Below are 23,220 nucleotides of genomic sequence, written 5' to 3'. Positions count from 1 at the left end.
GTCATGGGGCGGCCTCGTCGGGGGCGTAGCCGAGGAGGCCCTTGGTCTCCAGGTAGTCGTGGAAGCCGAACTCGCCCCATTCGCGGCCGTTGCCGCTCTTGTTGTAGCCGCCGAAGGGGCAGCCGAAGTCGAAGCCGTCGTTGATGGAGACCCAGCCCGCCCGGATGCGGCGCGCGACGGCGCGGGCCTGGTCGAGGTCGGCGCCCGCCACGTTGCCGGCGAGGCCGTACTCGGTGTCGTTGGCGATCTCGACGGCGTGGTCCACGCCGTCGTAGCCGAGGATCGTCAAGACCGGGCCGAAGATCTCCTCGCGGGCGATGGTCATGTCGTTGGTGACGTCGGCGAAGACGGTGGGCCTGACGAAGTAGCCCTTCTCCAGCCCGTCCGGACGCCCGGTTCCGCCGGCGACCAGCGTGGCGCCCTCGTCGATGCCCTTCTGGATGAGCGACTGGACCTTCTCGAACTGGGCGCGCGAGACCACCGGGCCCATCGCGACGTCGCCGTTGGGGTCGCCCACCGTGACCCCGGCCGCGGCCTCGCGGGCGATGCCGATGGCCTCGTCCATGCGCGACCCGGGCACGAGCATGCGCGACAGCGCGCTGCAGGTCTGCCCGGAGTTGCCCATCATGTTCGCGACGCCCGCAGCGACGCTCTCGGCGAAGGCCGCATCGTCCAGGACGATGTTCGGGCTCTTGCCGCCCAGTTCCTGGGTCACCCGCTTGACTCCGGGCGCGGCGTTCCTGGCGACCTCGACGCCCGCGCGCACCGAGCCGGTGAAGGAGACCATGTCGACGCCGGGGTGGGAGGAGAGCGGCACGCCCACGCCGGGGCCGTCGCCCTGGAGGAGGTTGAACACCCCGGCGGGAACGCCCGCGGCGTCCAGGATCTCGGCGAAGATCTGTCCGGCGGACGGCGCGTTCTCCGACGGCTTGAGCACCATTGTGCAGCCGGTCGCCAGCGCGGGGAACACCTTCACCGCGATCTGGTTCAGGGGCCAGTTCCACGGCGTGATCATGGCGCAGACGCCGATCGGCTCCTTGACGATCAGGGTGGCGCCGCGCCGCTCCTCGAAGGGGAAGTCCTCGAGGACCTCGATCGCCTTGGTCAGATGGCCGGCGCCGAGCCCGACCTGGAAGCCGTTGGCCAGCGAGGCGGGGGCGCCCATCTCCTCGGTCAGCGCCGCGGCGAGGTCGCCGGACCGCTTCTGATAGGCGTCGAGGATGTTCCGCAGCACCTCGATCCGGTGCGGGACGCTGGTCTGTGACCAGGCGGGGAAGGCGCCGCGCGCGGCGGCGACCGCCCGGTCCACGTCGGTGGCGGAGGCGACCGCCACCGTGCCGCAGACCTGTTCGGTCGCGGGGTTCACCACCTCCAGCGTCCGCGATCGCGCCGGATCGGCCGGATCGGTCCACCGGCCGTCGATGTAGAACTTCACGCTCTCGCGCATGGCCGTCACTGCATCCCTTCCGCGTACCAGGTCCGGAACTCGGCGTAGCTCGGCATCTCCTCCGAGTTCGCCTTCGGGTCGACCGCCACGTGGACGACCGCGGGCCTCCCCGCGGCGAACGCGCGCTTGACGGCGGGGGCGATGTCCTCGTCGCGCTCGACGTACTCGCCGTGGCAGCCGAAGCCCTCGGCGACCTTGTCCAGGCGGGTGTCGGTGCTCCAGTGCACGCCCGTCTCCGACGAGCCCTGCCCGAAGGTGCGCTTGTAGACGCCCACCTCCAGGCCCCAGGCGTAGTCGACGGCCACGACGCAGACGAGCGGCAGGTTCAGCCGCGCGGCGGTCTCCAGTTCCGCGATCTGGAACAGGAAGGAGGAGTCGCCGGTGACCAGCATCACCGGGCGGTTCCCGCCGTCGGCGACCGAGGCGCCGACGGCGTAGGGCAGGCCGGTGCCGAGGTGGCCGAAGTTCTGGTTCCACATCACGTCGTGCGGCTTGGCCTGCGAGTACGTCCACTGGAAGATGGTCGTGGCGCCGCCGTCGCGCACCATGATCCCGTCGGCCGGGAACACCTTGGTCGCCTCGACGACCAGCCGCGCGGGATGCACCGGCGACATGCCGGTCGGAGCGGTCTCCGCCAGTTCGGCGAGGCGGGCGGCGTCGTCGGCGATCCAGCCCTCCAGCTCCTTCGACGGCTTGCGCGGCGCGTCCTTCAGGGCGTCGACCAGTTGCGGAACGATCGCGCGCAGGTCGCCGACCAGCGGGACGTCGATGGGGCGGTTCACGCCGATCGCGGCCGCGTCCTGCTCCACGAGGATCCACTTGCGGTTGGCCTCGTTGCCGAGCCAGTGCCGTCCGCGCCCGTAGTGGACGGGCTCGCCGAGCTCGGTGCCGATGGCGAGGCACAGGTCCGACTTCACGACGGCGTCGACGGCCGACGGGGAGAAGCCGTAGGGGAAGGTGCGGTCCTCCAGGCCCCTGATGTAGGAGGTCCCGCCGGACGTCTGGACGACGGGGCAGGCCATCGCGTCGGCGAGCGCCTTGACCGGCTCCGCGGCGCGGGCGGTGTGGACGCCGTGCCCGACCAGCAGGATCGGCTGCTCGGCGGCGCCGATCAGCCGGACGGCCTCGGCGACCGCGTCGGCGCCGGCCGTCTGGCCGACCAGCCGGTACCGCTCGGGCGGCAGCGGCGGCGGAACGTCGAGCTCCTCCTGGATCACGTGCGACGGGTACTCGATGTAGACGGGGCCGGGCGTCCCGCTGAGCGCCCTGCGCAGGCCCTCGCGGACGATCTCGTCGGTCTGGTCGGCGTACTCGATGCTGGCGGAGTACTTCACCGAGTTCTCGAACAGGCCGGCCTGCTGGACGAACTGGATCCGCCCGCGCCGGACGCGCTGCTCGGTGATGCGGGCGCGCTGCCCGCCGAGGAAGACGACCGGCGAGTTCTCGACCTTGGCGCACATGATCGCCCCGGCGAGGTTGGCCATGCCCGGCCCGAGCGTGCCGACGCACACCGCGGCCTTCCCCGTCATCCGCGACACCGCCTCCGCCATGAACCCGGCGGACTCCTCGTGGTGCGGCGCGACGACCTTCCACCCGCGCTCCTCGGCGAGGTGGAACATGTGCACGAAGTTCGGGTCGGGAATGCCGAAGATCGTGTCGATGCCCTCGGCCTCGAAGAGCTGCAGGATGCGTTCGTAGACCTTCACCGTCATGGCGTGCCGCCTTTCGTGGCCATCGCGAAGCTGTCGCGGATGTGGTCGGCGTGGGCCGACGGGACGACCGGCAGGATCCAGGGGTCGGCCGTGTCCCTGATGGCGGCCATGTGCTCGCCGACCTGCTCGATCGTCCAGGACGGCCGGTACACGCCCGGGGTCTCGCCGACGAAGGCCCGCGCCACGCGTCCGGCGATCGCCACCAGCATCTCCCCGGTGATCGAGCAGGACTCGTGCGCGAGCCAGCCGACGGCGGGCGCCGCCAGCTCAGGCTCCATCGGCGGGTAGGCCGAGGTGTCGATGCCGCCGGCCATCCGCGTCACCGCGGCGGGGATGATGACGTTGCACTTCACGCCGTGTTCCGCGCCTTCGAGCGCGACCACGTTGGACAGCCCGATCGCGCCCGCCTTGGCCATGGCGTAGTTGGCGACCTGCTGGTTGCCGTACAGGCCGCCGATGGACGAGGTCAGCACGACCCGGCCGTACCCCGCCTCGCGCATGAGGGGGAACGCGGCCCGGACGACGTGGAAGGCGCCCCGCAGGTGGACGTCCAGGACGGCGTCGAGGTCTTCGGGCGTCATCTCCGTCAGCGGCGCCGGACGGTGGTTCCCGGCGTTGTGGACGAGCACGTCGATCCGGCCGAAGTGGCCGAGCGCCGTCTCGACGATCGCCCGCCCGCCCGCGGCCGTCGCGACGGACGCGTGGCTGGCGACGGCCTCGCCTCCGGCCGCCTCGATCTCCCGGACGACCTCCTCCGCGGGGCCGGGGTCGGTACCGGCGCCGTTCATCGCGCCGCCCGGGTCGTTCACGACGACCTTGGCGCCCTTCGCGGCGAGCAGCAGGGCATAGGCCCGTCCCAGCCCCCGGCCGGCGCCGGTGATCACGGCCGCCCGGCCGTCGAACCGGAGGTCAGCCATGGACCATGCCCTCCATGTCGCCCGCATCGCGCCACGCCCGCAGCAGGTCCTCCATCGCGTAGAAGCCCGGCCAGTAGGGCTCCCCCAGGTGCGACCGGATCCTCTTCTCGCCTTCGCCGTTGTAGTAACCGGGCGTGCACTCCCGCTCGAAGTTGCTGTTGTCGATCGCGGTCTCCTTGACCGTCCGGCACCAGCCGGCCTGCGCGTCGGCGGCCGGTTCCACGGTCGCGGCGCCGCGCCCGAGCGTCCCGCCGACCAGGTAGGCGATGTGCCTGGCCTGCTGCTCGAACATCGCCGTGGTGCTCGCGGTGACGCCGCCCTGCAGGAACCCCGTGAAGAACAGGTTGGGGAAGCCGTGGGTGGTGATGCCGTGCAGGGTGCGGTAGCCGTCGGCCCACCGGTCGTACAGCGACACGCCGTCGCGGCCGGCGAACGGCCGGATGCCGAAGCGGCGGTCGAGGTCGGTGGTGATCTCGAAGCCGCTGGCGAAGACGACGCAGTCGACCTCGTGCTCGGCGCCCTGGGCGACGACGCCCTTGGCGGTCATGCGCTCGACGCCCTTGGTGGCCGACACGTCGACCAGGGTGACGTTGGGGCGGTTGAAGGTCGGCAGGTACTGGTCGTTGAAGCACGGCCGCTTGCACAGGAAGCGGTAGTAGGGCTTCAGGGCCTCGGCCGTCGTCCCGTCCTCGACGAGGGCGTCGACGCGCTGCCGCAACCGCTCCATCACCCGGTAGTCCACGAGCTCGCGCAGTTCCATGAACTTCGCTGGGTCGGCGATTGCGGCCCAGCCACCGGTCCGGTCCAGGTGCGCGGCCAGGTTGCGGCTGATCTCCGTCCAGCCGTCGCAGACCAGGTCCGGCTGGCCGGGGCCGAAGGCCTCGAACGCCGCGGTGTGGAAGTTGCGGCGCCGTTCCTCCTGCCAGCCGGGGCCCAGCGTCTTCGCCCACGCGGGGTCGGTCGGCACGTCGCCGCGCTCGTCGATGGTCGACGCCGTCCGCTGGAAGACGTACAGGTGCTCGGCGGCACGGGCGATGTGCGGGATCACCTGGACGCCGCTCGCCCCGGTGCCGATGACGGCGACCTTCTTGCCGGCGAGTCCGTGCAGCCCGCCGCTCATGTCGCCGCCGGTGTACGCGTAGTCCCAGCGCGCGGTATGGAAGGTGTGCCCCTGGAACTCGGTGATGCCGGGGATCCCGGGAAGCTTCGGACGGTTGAACGGCCCCTGGCACATGACGACGAAGCGGGCCCTGATGTCGTCCCCGCGGTTGGTGCCGATCCGCCAGCGTTTGCTCGTCCCGTCCCACTCCAGCGACTTGACCAGGGTGTGGAAGAGCGCGTTGTCGTAGAGGCCGAAGTGCTTGCCGATGCGCTGGCAGTGCTCGTAGACCTCGCTTCCGAAGGCGTACTTCTGCTTGGGCATGTAGCCGACTTCTTCGAGCAGCGGCAGGTAGCAGTAGCTGTCGGTGTCGCACTGGATGCCCGGGTAGCGGTTCCAGTACCAGGCGCCGCCGAAGTCGCCGGCCCACTCGACGACCCGCAGATCGGTGATGCCGGCCCGCTTGATCTCGGCCGCGGCGACGAGGCCCGCGAAGCCGCCGCCGAGGACCACCACGTCGATGTCCTCGGACATCGGCTCCCTGGGCTGGACCGGCAGGTACGGGTCGGACTCGTAGAACTCCGCGAACTCGCCCTCGGTCACCAGGTACTGGCCGCGCCCCTTGGGGTGCAGGCGCTTGTCGCGCTCGTACAGGTACTTGTCTCTCAGGGCGTCGCGGTCGACTTCAGGAGTCTGCGTCGGCGCGCACTCTTGCAGCATCCAAGGATTCCTCGGTTCGGGGGCGGTGACTCCGGGTCGTCCGCCGTCACGTCGATGGGGGGCCGTGTTCAGGCGAGGCCGCGCGGTGCGCCGGTGCCCATGTACTCGGCCAGGTTGTGGTGGAGGTTCACCACACTGCGTTCGCGGTACGGGTTGGGCTTGGGCCCGGAGAAGCCGCGCGACTTCATGCCCTGCTGGACCGCCGCCATGTTGGAGAAGTCCTGCGGCAGGACGGTGCGCCAGCCCGGGTCGTCCTGCGGCGTATGGATCCACTCGGTCTCCGGCTCCTCGCCGGGCGGGAACAGCTCGTAGACGGCGGCCTCGAAGACGCACTTGTCGGGGTCGTGCCCGTACGGACGGAACCGGTAGCAGAGCATGTTGTTCGGCGCGTGCCCGATCTGGAAGTTGGGGAAGATCTGCCACGCGGTCCCGGACCTCGCGGTGATCTCCGGCGGGACGGTCGGCCAGACCACGCCGCGCTCGGCGTCCCTCTTCCGCGCGGTGGCCAGCCAGTGCGCGAGCACCTCGTGGGCCGGGGTCTCCGCGGGCAGGTCCTTCACCAGCTCCTGCGCCGCCTCGACCAGCGTCCAGGTGGTGTTGGTGTTGGCGTTCTCCCAGGTGAAGTCCTGCAGCTCGGCCGTCGACACGCGAGGGTCGTCGCCGGTGCCGAGCCGCAGCTTGGCCTGGTTCTCGTCCATGTTCTTGGGGGCGTCGTAGCCGATGTTGCTGTGCCTGCCGTGCGACCTCGCCCAGCCGAGGAACCCGCCGAACTTCATGAACTCGGGGTGGGTGTAGGGGACGTGATAGGTCTCCATGAACGCCTCGAAGGCGACCTTCCAGTTGCAGTCGAAGACCAGCCAGCGCCGCCACCGGTAGCGCATGTCCTCCAGGTGGAAGGGGTCGAGCAGGGACGCCGCGGGTTCGAGGTAGTCACCCAGGGGCTCGCAGTCCGGATCCATGTTGATCCAGATCCAGCCGCCCCAGGTGTCGACCTCGACCCGCTTCAGGGCGATCCGCTCGTCGGTCAGCCCGCACGGCCAGTCCTCGCGCTCGGGGACGTGGGTGCAGTCGCCGTCGATGCCGTACCGCCAGCCGTGGAAGCCGCAGACGAACTGGCGGCCGTGGCCGCGGGCGTCGTGCGCGCCGGGCGGGGTGTCGACGAGCCGCCGGCCGCGGTGCGAGCAGACGTTGTGGTAGGCGCGGAACCGGTCCCGGGCGGTGCGCACCACGATGATCGAGTCGTCGGCGATGTCGTAGGTGAGCCAGTCGCCGACCTCGGGCAGCTCCTCGACCCGGGCGGCCTGCTGCCACACCCTGCTCCACAACCGGTCCCCCTCGGCGCGGGCGTACTCCTCGGAGACGTACGCCTCCACGCCGATCGTCATGGGCTCCGACAGGGGCTCGGCCGGGGCGGTTTCCGGGACGTTGTCGAGGGTCTCGCTCATGACTTTCTCCAACCCGCGTCGGGTATGCGTCGGGGAGATCGGGCAGGTGGCCGAGGCGAACGGCGTGCGGTCGGTGCGTGATAGCGGTCGGTGCGTGAAGGCGGCTAGTGCGTGATGGCGGCGCGGAAGCCTTCGTCCTTGAGGAAGAGGGACGTGTTGTCGGCGCCCAGATGGGTCCATTTGAGGTTGAGGCCGCCGTCGACCAGCAGCGTCTGCCCCGTGATGTAAGACGACAGGTCCGACAGCAGGAACAGGATCGCCCCCGCCTGCTCCTGCGGACGGCCGCGACGCCCCATGGCGATGGCGCGGCGGTCGCGCTCCTCGTCCTGGTCGACGTAGGTGCCCGAGGCCGGGGTCTCGGTCACGCCGGGCGCGACGGCGTTCACCCGGATGCCGTCCAGGGCGAGTTCGACGGCCATCGTGCGGGTCGCCGCCACCAGCGCGGCCTTGGCCGTGCCGTAGGCGATGTGGAACGGCGCGGTGTTCATGCCGCTGATCGACGACAGCGACACGATCGAGCCCGGACGGCCCTGCCCCTTCAGTTCGGCGGCGACCGCCTGGCTCATGAAGAACATCGTCTCCAGGTTCTGGTGGAAAAGGGCCCGCCAGTCGTCCCTGGTGACGCGCGTCGCCGGCATCCAGGTCGCGGGCGCGGCGCCACCGGCGATGTTGACCAGGCCGTGCAGGTCGCCGCCGGCCTTGGCGGCCTGCTCCATCACGGCCGCGACGCCGTCGTCGGCGGACACGTCGGCCGCGACCGGCACGACGGGCAGACCCTCCGCCAGCAGGGGCCCGATGTGCTCGTCGAGGTTCTCCTGCCGCCTGCTCACCGCGATCACGGTCGCCCCGGCGCGGGCCACCATGGCCGCCACCGCGGTGCCGATGCCGCCGCCGCCCGCGCCGGCGACGATGACGACGCGTCCGTCCAACCCGAGGAGATCGTGCTGCATGGCGGGGCTCACCCTTCCCTGTCGAGCTTGCGCAGTGCCAGGACGCTGCCGTCGGCATCGGCGGAGACGTAGAGGGTGCCGTCCGGCCCGGCGGTGAGGCCCGCGAACAGGCCCTGGGGTCCGCTGAACGGCGGCAGGCCCTTCAGCGGTTTGGGATCGACTCCCGGCGGCGGGCCGACCGGCAGGTCGCGCGCGATCGTGATCGGGGTCCTGCTGTGGAGGTCGACACTGATCAGCGCCTTCGCGCCCGCGTCGAGGATGAAGAGGGTCCCGCCGCGGACCGCGATGCCCTGCGGCGTGTCCAGCCCGTCCACCACGGTCTCGACGCCGGAGCCGGCAGCCGAGACCACGCGTCCGGCGCCGGACTCGGAGACCAGGCAGGTACCGTCGGGGCCGAACGCCACACCCATGGGCCGGTCCAGCCCCGCGGCCAGGGTCGTCACCTCGCCGCCCCGCACCGACACCACGCGGCCGGTGCCCAACTCGGCGGCCACCACGTCGCCGCCGGGCGCGACCGCCACACCGTAGAGCCGGTCGAACGGCTCGGTCTCCCCGGCCAGCACCCGGTGCTCGCCCCTCGCGGGCGTCCACCGCGCGATCTGGCCGTTGGAGGTGGTGACGACGAACGCGCCACCTCCGACGGCGGTCACCCCGCGGATGTAACCCGGCCAGCCCGGACTGAAGAGCATTCCCAGCACTTGGAGGCCGCTGCCGGGCGAGTACCTGTGGAAGTAGGTCCCGTCGGCGACGTACAGGACTCCGTCGCCATCGACGGTGAGGTCCAGCGGCCAGGTCAGCCCCTCCGGCAGCACCGCGCGGGTCCGGCCGCCGCCGAGGATCTCCGTGATCTGCCCGGTGAAGCCGGAGACGAACAGGCGGTCCCCCACGAAGGTCAGGTTGTCCAGGCCGGGTGCGATGGTGGCCAGGACGGTGCGCTCGCCGCTGCGGGGATCGATCCGGAGGACCTCCCCGCTGCCCACCTGGGTCGAGACGATGCGGCCCTGGGAGTCGAACTTCACCGCGTCCGGAACGCCCAGGTCCCCCGCCACACGCTCGGGTTCGCCGCCGTCCGGGTCGATCCGCCAGATGTCGTTGCCGCCCAGCGTCGGGTAGTACAGCTTGCCGTCCGGCCCGACCTCCATGGCGTTGGGCATGGGCAGGTTCTCCAGCAGCACCCGCGGCGCGCCGCCGTCCAGGTCGAGTTCCATCAGGCGCCCGCCGATCCGGCACTCGTTCACGAACAGCCGGCCCTGGTGGAAGGTGATGCCGTTCGCGCCCGGCAGGTCGTCCCGCACGACCCGCGTGGTGCCGTCGGCGCCCCGTGCGCTCACGCGCCCGTCGTAGTACTCGGTGATGTAGAGGTCGCCCAGCGGGCCGAAGTCGACGTCGTCGGGCGCGACGACGTCGCCGCCCTGGGCGCTGACGGTCTCCAGCTCGCCGGTGTCGACGTCGAGCGCGCTGATCTGGCTGCCGGCCACCTGCGCCACGTACACGCGGCCGTCCGGGCCGGTGCGCAGGCCGTTGGCGCCGAACAGGCGGCTCGGCGGCGTGAGCCTGTCCAGGCTCCACCCCTGGGCGAGGCCGACCGGGGCCGCGCCGGTGTACCGCGCCTCTGAACCCACCATGCTGACCCGACCTCCAGCAGCCGCGACGCGAGGATCACGCCTTATCGCAGTACGAGAACCGGACTCTCGTGTGTGGCGAATCTAACGACGAAGAAGGGTGAACGCAATAGTCTTGCAATCCTTGTAATGATGACGAGGTGATGCCTACGATGCGGGCCGGGCCGGTCCGTGGCAGGCGCGGCCATTCCCGCTGCGGCGCCCTCGGAGCCGGCGGGACGAGGAAGGGCGGGTCACCAGTGTTTTCGGCGATTCTCATCGAGAAGGGCGAGGCGGGCCATGCGGCCGCGCTCACCACCCTGGACGAGGCCGGGCTACCCGACGGCGACGTCACCGTCGAGGTCGCCTACTCGACGCTGAACTACAAGGACGCCCTGGCGATCACCGGCCGGTCGCCCGTGGTGCGCAGGTTCCCGATGGTCCCCGGCATCGATCTGGCGGGGGTCGTCACCGAGAGCGCCCATGGCGACTGGAAGGCTGGCGACCCCGTGGTCCTCAACGGCTGGGGTGTGGGCGAGAACCATTGGGGCGGCCTGGCCCAGCGCGCCCGCCTCAACGGGGACTGGCTCGTCCCGCTGCCCGCGAACTTCACGCCCCGGCAGGCCATGGCCATCGGTACGGCGGGCTACACGGCGAGCCTGTGCGTGAACGCCCTCGTGGACCATGGCGTGCGCCCCGACCAGGGCGAGGTCCTCGTCACCGGAGCGACCGGCGGCGTCGGCAGCGTCGCGATCGCCCTGCTGAGCAAGGCCGGCTTCGGCGTCGCCGCCGCGACCGGGACGGCGTCGGAAAGCGGCTACCTCCAGCGGCTCGGCGCCACCGGCGTTCTGGACCGCGCCGACCTGGCCGAAGCAGGCAAGCCGCTGCAGAAGGAGCGCTGGGCCGGCGTCATCGACTCCGTCGGCAGCCGCACGCTGGCGAACGCGTGCGCGCAGACCCGTTACGGCGGCACGGTCGTCGCCTGCGGCCTGGCCCAGGGCATGGACTTTCCCGCCACGGTCGCGCCGTTCATCCTGCGCGGCGTGTCGCTCATCGGCGTCGACAGCGTCATGGCGCCGGCCGCACCGCGCGCGGCCGCCTGGGAGCGCCTCTCCCGCGACCTGGACCCGGGAGCGATCGACGCGATCGCCCAAGAGATCGCTCTGGCGGACGCGATCACCGCGTCCGATCGGCTCCTCGAAGGACGGGTCCGCGGCCGCCTCGTCGTGGACGTCAACCGCTGACACTGCCATCCCCGATTCACCGACCCCGGCCTACCCCTCGGGAGCACCAGTGAGCACAGAGCCCGGCACGCCGGCACTCGACCTGTCCGACGTCGACCACCGCGTAGGCCTTCCGGTGGGCGGGGGCCAGCTGTGGGACCCGTGCAGTTCCTCCGACATCCGCCGCTGGGTGATGGCGATGGACTACCCCAACCCCCTGCACTGGGACGAGGAGTTCGCCCGCGCGTCCGCGTTCGGCGGCATCGTCGCTCCGCAGTCCATTGCGGTGGCCCTGGACTACGGGCACGGCGCGGCCCCCGCGTGCGTGGGGCACATCCCGGACAGCCACCTCATCTTCGGCGGCGAGGAATGGTGGTTCTACGGCTGCCGGGTCCGCCCCGGCGACAAGCTATTCCAGGAACGGCGCTTCCACGACTACAAGGTGACCGAGACCACGTTCGCCGGGCCCACGATGTTCTCGCGGGGGGACACCGTCCACACCAACCAGGACGGCACCCTCGTGGCGCGCGAACGGTCGACCGCGATCCGCTACCTCTACGAGGAGGCGCGCAAACGCGGCATGTACGAGAACCAGCTCGGCGAGATCAAGCGGTGGACGGCCGACGAACTCGCCCAGATCGACAAGGTGCGCCGAGCCTGGCTCGAATCGAACCGGATGGGCGTCTCACCCCGCTTCGAGGAGGTCGAGGTCGGCGACCGGCTGCCGCGCCGCGTCATCGGCCCGCACAGCATCGCGTCCTTCACCACCGAGTACCGGGCCTTCCTCTTCAACATCTGGGGCACCTTCCACTGGGTCGCGCCTCCCGGCGTCGAGGACCCCTGGGTCTACCAGGACCCGGGCTGGAGCGAGGACTTCCGCTTCGACGAGGAGGACGCCAAGATCGACCCGCGCAAGCGGGACGGGCTGTACATGGGCCCGTCGCGCGGCCATATCGACGCCGATCGGGCGAGCGAGGTCGGCATGGCGCGCGCCTACGGCTACGGCGCCACGATGGGCGCATGGTGCACCGACTATCTCGCCTACTGGGCCGGCAATGACGGCATGGTCCGCCATTCCAAGGCGGATTTCCGCGGGCCCGCGTTCGAAGGCGACGTCACGTATTTCGACGCCGAGGTCGTCGGCAAGCGGACCGAGTCGGAATGGGGCGTGCCGCTCGTCCAGGTGAAGCTGCGCCTCACCAATCAGGACGGCGGTGTGCTGGTCAGCTGCACGGCCGAACTCGAGCTGCCGTTCTAGCGCGGCCCGGAAGGCAGGCGATGAACGCCACGGCGAACACCGAATCCGCGCGATCCCTCTCGATCGCGGCGGGCCCGCCGCTGAGCGAGGAACCGGGGCTCGGCCCGCTCACCCTCCCCGGCTTCCTGCGTGAGGTGACGGAGCGGTACGGCGCGCGCGAGGCGCTCGTCCTGCGCGCGCCCGGCGGCGAAGCCACGCGCTGGACCTATGCCGACCTCTGGGAACGCGCGATGGAGGTCGCCCGCGCGCTGCGCGCGTGCGGCCTGGGCAAGGACGGGCGCGTCGGCGTCCTGATGACGAACCGCCCCGAATGGGTCGCGGCCGTCTTCGGCGTATCGCTCGCCGGCGGGGTCGCCGTCACGCTCAGCACCTTCTCCACGCCTCCCGAACTCGATCACCTGCTCCAGGTCTCGTGCGTCTCGGTGCTGCTCTTCGAGCGCACCGTGCTGAAGACCGACTTCGCCGCCGTCCTCACCGAACTCGAACCGGAGATCGGCAAGGCGGAGCCGGGCACGCTGCGGTCGACGCGCTACCCGTACCTGCGCCACCTGGCCATGGTCGGCGACGCCGCGCCGGACGAGACGATCGACACCTGGGACGCGTTCCTGGCCTGCGGCCTGCGGGAGCCGCGCGAACCCGTCGAAGCCGGCGCCGGAACGACACGTCCCAGCGACACCGCGGTGCTGTTCTTCTCGTCGGGCTCCACGAGCAAGCCGAAGGGCATCCTGAGCGCGCACCGCGGCGTCTGCATCCAGATGTGGCGCTTCCGGCGCATGTACCGGTTCGAGCCGGAGGACGACATCCGCGGCTGGACCGCCAACGGCTACTTCTGGTCCGGCAACTTCGCCATGGCGCTGGGCACGACCCTCGCCGCCGGCGGCGCGCTCGTCCTGCAGCCCACCTTCTCCCCCGCCGAGGCCCTCGACCTCATGGAGGCGGAGCGGGTGAACTTCCCGTTCGCCTGGCCCCACCAATGGGCGCAACTGGAAGCGGCCCCCAACTGGGCCGACGTGGATCTGAGAAGTATGCGTTTCGCGGACGCGGCCACCCCGATCGCACGGCACCCCACCGTCACCGCTCCCAAGTGGCACGAACCCGGCCGCGCCTACGGCAACACCGAGACCTTCACCATCAGCACCGGCTACCAGGCCGACACCCCACCGGAGGTGCACGCCGGCAGCAGCGGCAAGCCGCTGCCCGGCGTGACGTTGAAGATCGTGGATCCGCTCACCGGCACCGTCGTGCCGCGCGGCGAGCGCGGCGAGATCTGCGTCAAGGGCCCCACCCTGATGCTCGGCTACCTCGGCGCCCCGCTGGACGAGACCCTCGACGCCGAGGGGTTCTTCCACACCGGCGACGGCGGCTACCTGGACGGCACCGACCGCCTCTTCTGGGAGGGCCGGCTCACCGACATCATCAAGACCGGCGGCGCGAACGTCTCACCGCGCGAGGTGGACGAGGCCGCGGCCGCCCATCCCGCCGTCAAGCTGGCGCAGACCGTCGGCGTACCGCACGAGACCCTCGGCGAGATCGTGGTCACCTGCATCGTGCCCCATGACGGTACTTCCCTGACGGCCGAGGAGATCCGCGCATTTCTCCGGGAACGGCTCGCGAGCTACAAGGTCCCGCGCCATATCCTTTTCTTCCATCAGGATGAAATCGCCCTCACCGGCAGCGCCAAGATCAAGTCCAGCGATCTCCGCGCAATGGCCGCCGAACGAGTAGGAGGTTGACCCTTGAAGTTCGGCATCCTGTTCCGTCCGCAGGACCCGCCCGACGCGGCGAACATCGTCGGACGCTGGCAGGAGGTCCTCGCCGCCGCCAGGGTCGCTGAAGAGGCGGGCTTCGACGGGCTCTTCATTCCTGAGCACCACATGATGCCCGACGGGTATCCGCCCTCCCCGTGGGCGGCGCTGGGAGCGCTGGCGGCGATCACCGAGCGCGTCGAGATCGGCACGACGATCCATCTGCTGCCGTTCGAGCATCCGGTCCACGTCGCCGAGCACGCGGCGATGACCGACGTCATCGCCAACGGACGGCTCCGGCTGGGCTGCGGGCTCGGCAATTTCCCCTCCGAGTTCGAGCTGTACGGGATCGACCCGCGCTTCCAGGTGTCGCGCTTCGAGGAATGCATCGAGATCGTGCAGCGCCTGTGGGCCGGCGAGGAACTCGACTTCCACGGCAAGCACTTCGACGTCCAGGGCCGCATCACGCCTCTGCCGGTGGGGGCGCAATTGTGGCTCGGCGCGATGTCGGAGCCCGGCGTGCGCCGGGCGGCGCGCTTCGGCTGCCCGTGGCCGACCGATCCCCTGCACAACATCGGCGTCATGAAGGACTGGGCCGATACGTACCGCGCCGCCGGGCGGGAGTACGGCACGTCCGACAAGCTCGGCGTCCACCTCCTGCGCGACGGCTGGGTGGCCGATTCGCTGGACGAGGTCGAGCGCACCTGGTGGCCGCACATCCGCGCCGATCACTGGTTCTATTTCGAAAAGGTCCCCCGCTGGGTGGCCGAACGCGAACCCTTCCTCCAGGACGTCGCCGGCGAAGCGGACTTCCATTTCGACCGCCACCGGATCGATCGCCTGATCGTCGGCAACCCCGACGACTGCGTCGCCTCCATCCGCGCCTTCCAGGAGGCGATCGATCCCGAGTACCTGATCATGTCCTTCCGGATGGCTTCGGGACCGGGCCACGAGCAGGAACTGGACTGCATCCGCCGCTTCGGCCGCGAGGTCATCCCCGCCTTCCGGAGCACGTAGACGCGCATCTGACGGGCTCGCCGTCGCAGACGGGGCCGTGTCGCCGCGAGGTGACGCCCCGGCTCGCATGGAGGCGTGCCGGGGCGCGCTGGGTCGTTCGGGCCTGCGACGGGTTCAGACGTCCCGGGTCGTCAGGAGGCGCTTGATGAGCGGGACGGAGCCCGCGATGCGGACGGCGGCGATCGGAAGGGCCAGGGCGCCGACGCCGGTGACCATGGCCACGGGGAACATGCCGCCCACGCCGATGGCGATCGCGGCCCATCCGGACACGGCGCCGGAGCGCCACAGCGCGACGGCGAGGAGGATCGCGCCGGCGAAGTACAGCGGGAACAGGGCCAGCGGTGCCAGCGGCGGGCTGTCGAGCCGGGTGGCGAGCCGGTCGAGCCCGCCCTGGTCGGCGATGCCGTTCATCAGGACCAGCGGCATGCTCAGCATCGCGTTGGCGAGCATGGCCGTGAGGCCGAGGAACGAGCAGGCCAGCCCCGTCCCGGCGAGGCGCCGGGAGCGGCGGGCCGCGACGGCGAGCGCCGCGGCCGAGCCGAACATGAACGGGAACGACGCGGCGGCCAGGTTGAACGACAGCATCGCCTGGCCGTGCCGGGTGTCGATGACGTGGTGGTCGGGCAGGGCGCCGTTCCAGAGGTCGGGCAGGGTGGCCAGGGCCAGCGCGATGAGGGCGGGGCCGAGGACGAGGCTGATGGCGGCGAGCAGCGATCCCATCGGGCGTCCGGTGCGGGGTGCGGTGCCGGCGGTGGTGGCCGAGAGAGTGTTCATGCCTCGACGATGCGGTGCGCCGGGACGGCGGGTCATGGGTGGCCGCCCTCGTTCCCGCTCCGGGTTTTCCCTGACGGGACGGCAGGGTCCGCCCTCTTGCCCGGCCCTCGGGCGGAAGGGACCATCCAGGGGTGGCCACAGAGGACGGTCTCGCGGCGCCGGAGGGCTCGGCGGGCCGTGACGCGCTGCGCGCGGCCGGCTGGGTGATCGGGACGCTCGGGGCGCTGTCGGGACTGCTCGGGCCCGTGCTCGCCCGATCCTGGGATCCGACGTCGCTTGTAGGGATCTTTAGCGGGTCCGGCGCGTGCGCGCTCGGGGCGGTGATCCTCGACCGCCGTCCGGCGAACCGCTGCGCCTGGGGCTTCCTCGCGGGCGGGGTGCTGCTGGTGGCCTTCAGCCTCTGCTACAGCTGGGCGGCCGGGCAGGTGCGGGCCGGAGTCACCACGCCGCGGGTCGGCACGGCGGCCGCCGTCGCCGAGATCATCGGGACGCTGGCGGGCGGGTCGCTGCCGCTGTTCCAGTTCCTGTTCCCCGACGGCCGGCTGCCGTCGCCGCGGTGGCGTCCGGTGTTCGCGTGCTACCTGGCTGGCTGGCTCGCCGGTGCGGTGGCGGTCGCGGTCGCGCTGTGGCCGCACCGGCTGCCCGGCATCGTCGCCGACAACGGCCCGGTGCCCATCGCCGTCCCCGCCGAACTCGACGGCGCGCTGCGGGTGATCGGCGTCAGCGAGGCGTTCGCCGCGGTGTCCATGCTGCTGGGGGTGGTGGCGGTCGCGGTTCGGCTGCGCCGCGCCAGAGGCGCCGAACGCGCCCAGATCCTGCTCGGCCTGTGGGGCCTGGCGATGACGGCCCTGCTGATCGCCGCGACGGCGCTGCTGGCCGGGCTCGGGGCGGACGGCGCCGAGAACGCCACCTCTCTGGTGGCGCCCGTCCCGCTGCTGGCCGCCGTGACGGTCGCGATGCGCCGCCACCGGCTGTTCGACGTGGAACGCCTGGTCCGCCAGACCATCACCTACACCACGATCACCGTGCTGCTGGTCGGCCTGTACGCCGGGACCGCGATCGGACTGGGCACGCTGGCCGGGGCGCTGGGCCTCGGCACCGGGGCGGCGGTGGCCGCGGCGACCCTCGCGGTCGCCGGCGCGTTCCGTCCGTTGCTGCGGCTCGTCCGCGGCGTGGTCGACCGGCGTTTCGACCGCCGTACCTGGCTGGCGGTGCGGGCCGTGGAGGACTTCACCCGGCGGCTGCGGTCGAGCGAGGCGTCGCCCGACGATCTCGTGGCCGCCCTCCGCGACGCTCTCGACGACCCCACCGCCACCGTGGTCTACCTCGACGGTTCCCAGACGATCGACCTCGACGGCTCCCCCGCCGAGCCGGGACCGCCACGGGAAGCGCGGCTGCGCCGCGAGGTCCGAGCCGGCGGCGCCCCCGTCGCCGTCGTCGACCTCGACGGCCGCCTGGCCGATGAACCCCGCCTCGTGGAGGCCGCGCTGTCGGCCGCCGCCCTTCCGCTGGAGAACGCCGCGCTGCACGCCCGCGCCGCCGTCCGGCTGGCCGAGGTCGCCGCCTCGCGCACCCGGATCATCGAGGCCGACGACGTCAACCGGCGCCGCATCGAACGCGACCTGCACGACGGCGCGCAGCAGCGGCTGGTCGCGCTGGCGCTGCGGCTGCGGATGGCGGAGCGCGACCTCGGCGACCGCCGGGCCGCCGCGGTCCTGTCCGGCGCGGTCGCGGAACTGCGCGCGACCGTCGACGAGCTCCGCGAGCTCACCCGCGGCATCCTGCCGCCCGTCCTGACCGACGAGGGCCTGGCCGTCGCGCTGCGCGCCGCCGCCGCCCGCATGCCGGTGCCCGTCGCCCTGGACGTCACCTCCGACCGGCTGCCGCCGACCGTCGAGGCCACCGCCTGGTTCTTCGCCTGCGAGGGCATGACCAACGCGGCCAAGCACGCCGACGGCGCGGCGTTGGCGGTCCGCGTCCGACGCGCCGCGGCGACCGTCCGGATCGAGGTCAGCGACGCGGGCGGCGGCGGTGCGCGCCTCACCCCCGGCGGCGGCCTGCAAGGGGACCTGGACCCGGTCGCCGCCGTCGGCGTCCGCTTCGTCATGGACAGCCCGCCCGGCGGCGGCACCCGGCTGTGCGCGGAGCTGCCATGCGCATCGTGATCGCCGACGACAGCGTCCTGCTCCGCGAGGGGATCGCCCAGCTGCTCCGGCGCGAGGGCCTCACCGTCACGGCCGGCGTGGGCACCGCCGATGCCCTCCTGGCCGAGGTGGACCGCCACGACCCCGACGTGGCCGTCATCGACATCCGCATGCCGCCCACCCACACCGACGAGGGCCTCCAGGCCGCCGCGCGGCTGCGCCGGACCCACCCCTCCCTCGGGATCCTGCTGCTGTCCCAATGGGTGCACGCCGGACGCGCCCTCGACCTGTTCCGCGCCGGCGGCGCCGGACTCGGCTACCTGCTCAAGGACCGCGTCACCGAGGTCGACGACTTCCTGGACGCGATCCGGCGCATCTCCCGCGGCGGCTCCGTCCTCGACCCGGACGTCGTCGCCGCCCTCATCGCCGCCCCGGCCGAGACGACCCCGCTCCACCGCCTCACCGACCGGGAGCGCCAGGTCCTGTCCCTCATGGCAGAGGGCCGCTCCAACTCCGCCATCGCCGGCGGCCTCTACCTCGGCCGCAAGACCGTCGAAACCCACGTCAACGCCATCTTCACCAAACTGGGCCTGGAGCCCGCGCCCGACGACAACCGGCGGGTCCTGGCCGTCCTCACCTGGCTCCAGGCGCAATGACCTGTTCCCCACCCGGGGACGCCGTCGCCGCCGGTCCGGCCGCCCAGCTGGACAGCAGCTGGAGCGCGACCTCGCTCGCGCCGTCCGGAACCGGGGTCAGCGTGACCATGCGGCAGCGCGGATCACCGAGCATCTCGAAGTTCTCGTAGCTGAACGTGAGGACGCCGAGCGCCGGGTGGCGGAGGTCCTTCACACCGGACGTCCGCAACTCCACGTCACCGGCCGCCCAGAGTCCCTGGAACTCGGCGCTGCCCTCGCGGAGCTCGCCGATCAGGCCGGCCAGGTCGCGGTCGCCCGGATGGCGCGCCGACACGAGCCTCAGCTGAGCCGCCGTGACCGCGGCGATCTCGTCCCAGGCGACGTAGAAGTCGCGGGCGGCGGGATCGAGGAAGAGGTAGCGGGCGAGGTTGCGCCCTCCCCCGGAGGCGCGGCCGGCCAGCACGTCGCCGAACAGGCGGACGGCGAGCAGGTTGGCGGCCAGCACGTCGAAGCGGTCGTTGATGACCATGGCCGGGACGCGGTCCATCAGCGCGAGGAGCCGTTCCAGTTCGGGTCGCACCCCGTTCCCGGCCGGTTCCGCGGTGGTGCCGCGCCCGGGAGAACCGTTGAGGGGCGGGTTGGCGAGGGTCTCCATATGTGCCCGTTCGACTTCGTCGAGCGAGAGCGCCCGCGCGAGCGCGTTGAGCACTTCCGGCGACGGCCGATGCGAGCGGCCCTGCTCCAGGCGCTGGTAGTACTCCACGCTTATCCCGGCGAGCTGGGCCAGTTCCTCGCGCCGCAACCCCGGTACGCGGCGGCGCGTGCCGCCGGGCAGCCCAACGCTCTCCGGTGCCACGCGCGCCCGCCGTGACTTCAGGAAGCCTCCGAGTCCATCGCCCATGCCGTCAAGTATCCCGGCACAGCGGACGGTGAGGGTGGCCCTGCCGTTACCGGGATACGGTTTTCGATCCGGGTATTGACCGATCGATCGATCGATGTCCGGGATGGCGCATCGAGGAGGCCGGGATGAGCGGGAGCGCCGACGGGCCGCGGACGACGCACCCGCCAACGTCCGGCTGTCACAGGCGGCGCTGGAGAACGCCTGCGCCATCGTCGACCGTCCGGAGGAACAGCTCGCCGCCCTCATCGGCGTCCACATCATCATCCCGTCAAGCATCCGCAGATGGGCCAGTTGCTGCAGCAGGAACTGCATGCGCGCGACTGGTCCGACCATCCGGCGATCAGCGGCCAGCGCGTGCACACGAACCGGCTGTGGACCGGCGTCCTGACCCGCGGGGAGGCGGAGGGCGTCTTCACCTTCGGGTCGGTGTCACTGGCGCGGATCGCGCTGATGCGCTCGACCACGCTGGTGACCCAGTGGTACAAGGCCGGCGGCGTGCTCGGCCTCGACACGGTCACCGCCCAGTTCGCCGACCTGGCCCTCGGTACCGTCCGCGCCCACCGCGACGGCCGGCCGCTGCGCTTCGACGATCTCGAAGTCCCGTCGGTCGACCGGCTCGTCGAGGTGGTCGAGGAAGCTTCAGCCGCCCAGTTCTACCGCACGGCGTACGTCGCCCGCGTAAGCCTCGGGCTGTTCCCAGGCTGCGAAGTGGCCACCGGCGCGGTGTTCCACATAATCGCGAATGTTCAGGAACGCCTCGGCGTAGCTTCGCGGCTCCGGTTTGATGTCGCGCGGAAAGACGGAGAGCACGGTGGGCGTGTCGATCCGGTCGGGGAGGGCGACCGGTTCGGCATAGGTGGCGAAGGAGGTGCCGATCGTACCGGTGGCCCAGTAGGCGTTGACCCAGGTGAGAAGTTCGTCCGTAGTGAAGGCCGACTCGTCGGACCAGGACTCCAGCTTCTCGACGATCCACGCCGCGAGGCCGGCGGGCGAGTCGCCGAGGGCGACGGCGAGCGTGTTGGGACGCGTCGACTGCTCCGCGATGTACCCGCCCTCGGCCCGGAACCACTGCGCCGTCCGGCCGAGGTAGGCCGCCGCGTCCGGCGCGAGCTTCGCCGGGTCCGCCGCGAGCGCACGCTGCGGGGCCACGTTCGTAAGGTGCAGGGAGGCCACCCGCTCCGGGTGTTCGGCCGCGAGGAGTTCCGCGACGGTGCCGCCCACGTCGCCGCCGGACACCGTGTACCGCGAGTAACCGAGCCCATGCAGGGCTTCCGCGACAATCCCGGCGATCCGGTTGGCCGACATACCGGGCGTGGTGAGCGGGGCCGCGAAGGGGAAGCCGGGCAGCGCGGGAACCACCACGTGCATGTCCGCGAGCAAGGGCAGGACGCGCTCGAACCGCAGCACCGAGTCCGGCCAGCCGTGCAGCAGCACGACGACCGGGGCGCCGGGGTCCGCGGACCGCTGGTGGATCATGCGCAGGTTCGTGTCACCTGCCTGCACAGTCACCCAAGGGAACTCGCCGATACGGCGCTCGTGCACGCCCCAGTCGTACCCGTCCGCCCAGCGTTCTAGCAGTTCGTCGAGGCGGGCGGCGCCGATGCCGCGCGTCCCGTCGTCACTCCACGGGGTCGTGACGCGCCGCGTCCGCCGGAGCCGTTCCCGCATCTCGTCATCCATGTGCATCAGCGTACACATAATGTGTATGCTCGTACACATGACGTCGCGCAACGCGGCCGCCACCCGGCGGCGGATCCTGGAGCACGCGAAACGCCAGTTCGCCCAGCACGGGTACACGGCGATCACGGTCAAAGGCGTCGCCGACGCGGCGGGGGTGTCGCCCAACCTCATCACGCGCTACTTCGGCGGCAAGGACGGTCTCTTCCTGGCGGCGACCCGCGTGGAGATCCCGGTCTCCGACTCCTTCGACGGCGACCGCTCCGCGTTGGGCTCGCGCCTCGCGGCGAGCATCGTCCGACGCTGGTTCGGTGCCCCCGGAGAGGACCCGCTGCTCGTGCTGCAACGCGCGTCCGGCGAACGCCCGGAGGCGGCGGAGGCGCTGGCCGCCTTCCTCGACACGAACTCGCTGGAGCCGCTGCACCACTACCTGCGCGACAGCGGCCTGGACGACTCGGAGGCCCGCAGCCGGGCCGCGGCGATCGACGCCTTCGTGCTCGGCGTCTCGACCCGCCGCCGGGTCCTGCGCTCCGAACTCGGCGACCCCGCCGATCTCCAGGCCTGGCTGAGCACCACCATCCAACGCCTCGCCGACGGCTGATGCCCGGACCGTCCTCGCGCCGACCGAGCTCGGTGCCGTCAAGCCCGACCCCGCCGCCTTCATCGCCATCGCCAACGGCGGACGAGACGGTGCTCCGCATCGAAAAGCTCACCGGCCTCCCCGATAAGGTGACCACGAGTCACCCGGACCGAGGACGGCGTGGGGGCCTGAGTGGTGGACGGCGGTCGTGAGCCGCGCTTCGAGATCCGTTTCTGCGCCGCCGAGGGCGGGGTGCGGATCGCGTACGGCACGGTCGGCAACGGGCCCCTGCTGATCGTTCCTCCGGGCTGGATCAGCCATTTGGAATTGTTGTGGCAGGACCCGGCCGTCCGCGCGTTCTTGCTTCCCCTCGCCGCGCACCGAACGGTCGTGCTGTACGACAAGCCCGGCTGCGGACTGTCCGATGCGTGGCCATGCCGCCAGACGGTGGACACCAACGTGCAAGTGCTGCAGACGGTCGCCGACCATCTGCGGCAGGAGCGTTTCGACCTGCTGGGCATCTCGACGGCCGCGGCGGCGTCGCTGGCCTTCGCCGCACGGTATCCCGAGCGCGTCGGACGCCTGATCGTCTACGGCGGCTACGCCGACGGCCGTCAGGTCGCCTCCCCGCAGGTCCGGGAGGCCGTGCTCGGCCTGGTGCGCGCGCACTGGGGGCTCGGCTCGGACGTGCTGGCCGACATCTTCATGGCCGACGCCGCCGCCGACGCCAAGGCGCATTTCGCCCGGTTGCAGCAGGGCACGGCCACCGCGGAGTTCGCCTGCGAGCTGCTGGAGCAGTGCTACGAGGCGTGCGTGGAGGACCAGCTGGACAGGGTCGTGACACCGACGCTGGTGCTGCACCGACGCGGCGACCGGGCGATCCCGTACCGGCTCGGGCGTGACCTGGCCGCGCGGATCCCCGGCGCGCAACTGGTCACGCTCCCCGGCCGCAGCCACTTCGCCTGGGCCGGCGACTCCGCTTCGGTGGTCCGCGCCGTCCTGGAGTACCTGGGCGAGAACGCGGGCCCGCCGGAGCGGCACGGCCCGCCGTCCACGGACGATGTGCTCACTCCCCGGCAGCTCCAAGTCGCGGCCCTGGTCGCGGACGGGCTGAGCAACCGCCAGATCGGCCGGCGCCTGGGCATCAAGGAACGCTCCGCCGAAGGCCACGTCGAACGGATCCGCCAACGGCTCGACGTCCGCTCCCGCACCCAGATCGCCGCCTGGTGGGCCCGGCGCGACCGTTGAGGTAGCGGACACAGGTAGAGCCTGGCGTAATTCCCCGCCTGACAGGACGCCGTGCGCCGCCGGATCCTTCAGAGACCACAACCCATCGCCAGTACGGTCGACCTTCCTATTGGCGGCATCCTTAACG

At 71.7% G+C, this 23,220-nt stretch carries 18 protein-coding genes and 1 pseudogene; 9 read left to right on the top strand and 10 right to left on the bottom strand.

Going from position 1 to position 23,220, the window contains the following annotated elements:
- Position 1: 1 nt before the first annotated feature.
- The 7 genes from ABD296_RS03250 to ABD296_RS03220 all read right to left on the bottom strand — a co-directional run bounded on the left by ABD296_RS03250 (position 2) and on the right by ABD296_RS03220 (position 9,915).
- Positions 2 to 1,447 carry an aldehyde dehydrogenase family protein gene (locus ABD296_RS03250; RefSeq protein WP_344261219.1) on the bottom strand — a complete coding sequence of 482 codons (1,446 nt, stop codon included), beginning with the start codon at positions 1,445 to 1,447 and terminating at the stop codon, positions 2 to 4.
- Positions 1,448 to 1,452: 5 nt separating this feature from the next.
- Complete coding sequence (locus tag ABD296_RS03245) at positions 1,453 to 3,159, bottom strand: thiamine pyrophosphate-binding protein (RefSeq protein WP_344261217.1); 1,707 nt, start codon at positions 3,157 to 3,159, stop codon at positions 1,453 to 1,455.
- Positions 3,156 to 4,076, bottom strand: a complete 921-nt coding sequence (locus ABD296_RS03240) for an SDR family NAD(P)-dependent oxidoreductase (protein WP_344261214.1) — start codon at positions 4,074 to 4,076, stop codon at positions 3,156 to 3,158. The genes ABD296_RS03245 and ABD296_RS03240 overlap by 4 nt, the downstream gene beginning before the upstream one ends.
- Positions 4,069 to 5,895 (bottom strand): flavin-containing monooxygenase, encoded by a 1,827-nt coding sequence (locus ABD296_RS03235; RefSeq protein WP_344261212.1) that lies wholly within the window; start codon positions 5,893 to 5,895, stop codon positions 4,069 to 4,071. The genes ABD296_RS03240 and ABD296_RS03235 overlap by 8 nt, the downstream gene beginning before the upstream one ends.
- A 68-nt stretch (positions 5,896 to 5,963) precedes the next feature.
- Positions 5,964 to 7,340 (bottom strand): aromatic ring-hydroxylating oxygenase subunit alpha, encoded by a 1,377-nt coding sequence (locus ABD296_RS03230; RefSeq protein WP_344261210.1) that lies wholly within the window; start codon positions 7,338 to 7,340, stop codon positions 5,964 to 5,966.
- Positions 7,341 to 7,444: 104 nt separating this feature from the next.
- A complete protein-coding gene (locus ABD296_RS03225) occupies positions 7,445 to 8,290 on the bottom strand; it encodes an SDR family NAD(P)-dependent oxidoreductase (RefSeq protein WP_344261208.1) in 846 nt (281 codons plus the stop codon).
- A gap of 8 nt (positions 8,291 to 8,298) precedes the next feature.
- The gene (locus tag ABD296_RS03220; RefSeq protein WP_344261206.1) at positions 8,299 to 9,915 is read right to left on the bottom strand and encodes an SMP-30/gluconolactonase/LRE family protein; all 1,617 of its coding nucleotides are present in this window, start codon (positions 9,913 to 9,915) and stop codon (positions 8,299 to 8,301) included.
- 236 nt (positions 9,916 to 10,151) lie between these two features.
- Between ABD296_RS03220 and acuI the strand changes: the two genes are divergently transcribed.
- Genes acuI through ABD296_RS03200 form a run of 4 tightly spaced genes read left to right on the top strand, consistent with a single transcriptional unit; the run spans position 10,152 to position 15,134 of the window.
- Positions 10,152 to 11,135, top strand: a complete 984-nt coding sequence (gene acuI, locus ABD296_RS03215) for an acrylyl-CoA reductase (NADPH) (RefSeq protein ID WP_344261204.1) — start codon at positions 10,152 to 10,154, stop codon at positions 11,133 to 11,135.
- Between the two features lie 49 nt (positions 11,136 to 11,184).
- A complete protein-coding gene (locus ABD296_RS03210; RefSeq protein ID WP_344261202.1) occupies positions 11,185 to 12,372 on the top strand; it encodes a MaoC family dehydratase in 1,188 nt (395 codons plus the stop codon).
- A gap of 20 nt (positions 12,373 to 12,392) precedes the next feature.
- Complete coding sequence (locus ABD296_RS03205) at positions 12,393 to 14,105, top strand: class I adenylate-forming enzyme family protein (RefSeq protein ID WP_344261200.1); 1,713 nt, start codon at positions 12,393 to 12,395, stop codon at positions 14,103 to 14,105.
- Positions 14,106 to 14,108: 3 nt separating this feature from the next.
- Entirely contained in the window at positions 14,109 to 15,134 is a 1,026-nt protein-coding gene (locus ABD296_RS03200) for an LLM class flavin-dependent oxidoreductase (RefSeq protein WP_344261198.1), read from the top strand.
- A gap of 114 nt (positions 15,135 to 15,248) precedes the next feature.
- On the opposite strand, the gene ABD296_RS03195 is transcribed toward ABD296_RS03200, so the two are convergent.
- Positions 15,249 to 15,908, bottom strand: coding sequence for a hypothetical protein (locus tag ABD296_RS03195; protein WP_344261196.1), 660 nt, complete (start codon positions 15,906 to 15,908; stop codon positions 15,249 to 15,251).
- Between the two features lie 131 nt (positions 15,909 to 16,039).
- On the opposite strand from ABD296_RS03195, the gene ABD296_RS03190 reads away from it, so the two are divergent.
- Positions 16,040 to 18,073 carry a sensor histidine kinase gene (locus ABD296_RS03190; protein WP_344261194.1) on the top strand — a complete coding sequence of 678 codons (2,034 nt, stop codon included), beginning with the start codon at positions 16,040 to 16,042 and terminating at the stop codon, positions 18,071 to 18,073.
- The gene (locus tag ABD296_RS03185) at positions 18,061 to 18,708 is read left to right on the top strand and encodes a response regulator transcription factor (protein WP_344261192.1); all 648 of its coding nucleotides are present in this window, start codon (positions 18,061 to 18,063) and stop codon (positions 18,706 to 18,708) included. Before ABD296_RS03190 ends, ABD296_RS03185 begins: the two co-directional genes overlap by 13 nt.
- On the opposite strand, the gene ABD296_RS03180 is transcribed toward ABD296_RS03185, so the two are convergent.
- The gene (locus ABD296_RS03180) at positions 18,686 to 19,588 is read right to left on the bottom strand and encodes a helix-turn-helix domain-containing protein (protein WP_344261190.1); all 903 of its coding nucleotides are present in this window, start codon (positions 19,586 to 19,588) and stop codon (positions 18,686 to 18,688) included. The genes ABD296_RS03185 and ABD296_RS03180 overlap by 23 nt on opposite strands.
- Positions 19,589 to 19,870: 282 nt before the next feature.
- Here ABD296_RS03180 and ABD296_RS50475 point away from each other — a divergent pair.
- Positions 19,871 to 20,125: pseudogene (locus ABD296_RS50475) on the top strand (hypothetical protein); the annotation flags it as partial.
- A 102-nt stretch (positions 20,126 to 20,227) separates the two neighbouring features.
- On the opposite strand, the gene ABD296_RS03175 reads toward ABD296_RS50475, so the two are convergent.
- A complete protein-coding gene (locus ABD296_RS03175) occupies positions 20,228 to 21,268 on the bottom strand; it encodes an epoxide hydrolase family protein (protein ID WP_344261188.1) in 1,041 nt (346 codons plus the stop codon).
- Between the two features lie 37 nt (positions 21,269 to 21,305).
- Here ABD296_RS03175 and ABD296_RS03170 point away from each other — a divergent pair, with 37 nt between their 5' ends.
- Entirely contained in the window at positions 21,306 to 21,866 is a 561-nt protein-coding gene (locus ABD296_RS03170; RefSeq protein WP_344261186.1) for a TetR/AcrR family transcriptional regulator, read from the top strand.
- A gap of 174 nt (positions 21,867 to 22,040) precedes the next feature.
- A complete protein-coding gene (locus ABD296_RS03165) occupies positions 22,041 to 23,093 on the top strand; it encodes an alpha/beta fold hydrolase (protein ID WP_344261184.1) in 1,053 nt (350 codons plus the stop codon).
- The last annotated feature ends 127 nt before the right edge of the window (positions 23,094 to 23,220 follow it).

This window comes from Actinomadura napierensis (assembly GCF_039529375.1).
GTDB classification, from domain to species: domain Bacteria; phylum Actinomycetota; class Actinomycetes; order Streptosporangiales; family Streptosporangiaceae; genus Spirillospora; species Spirillospora napierensis.
Note: the sequence above shows the minus strand (reverse complement) of the source record. Positions and strands in the feature narration are given on the sequence as shown.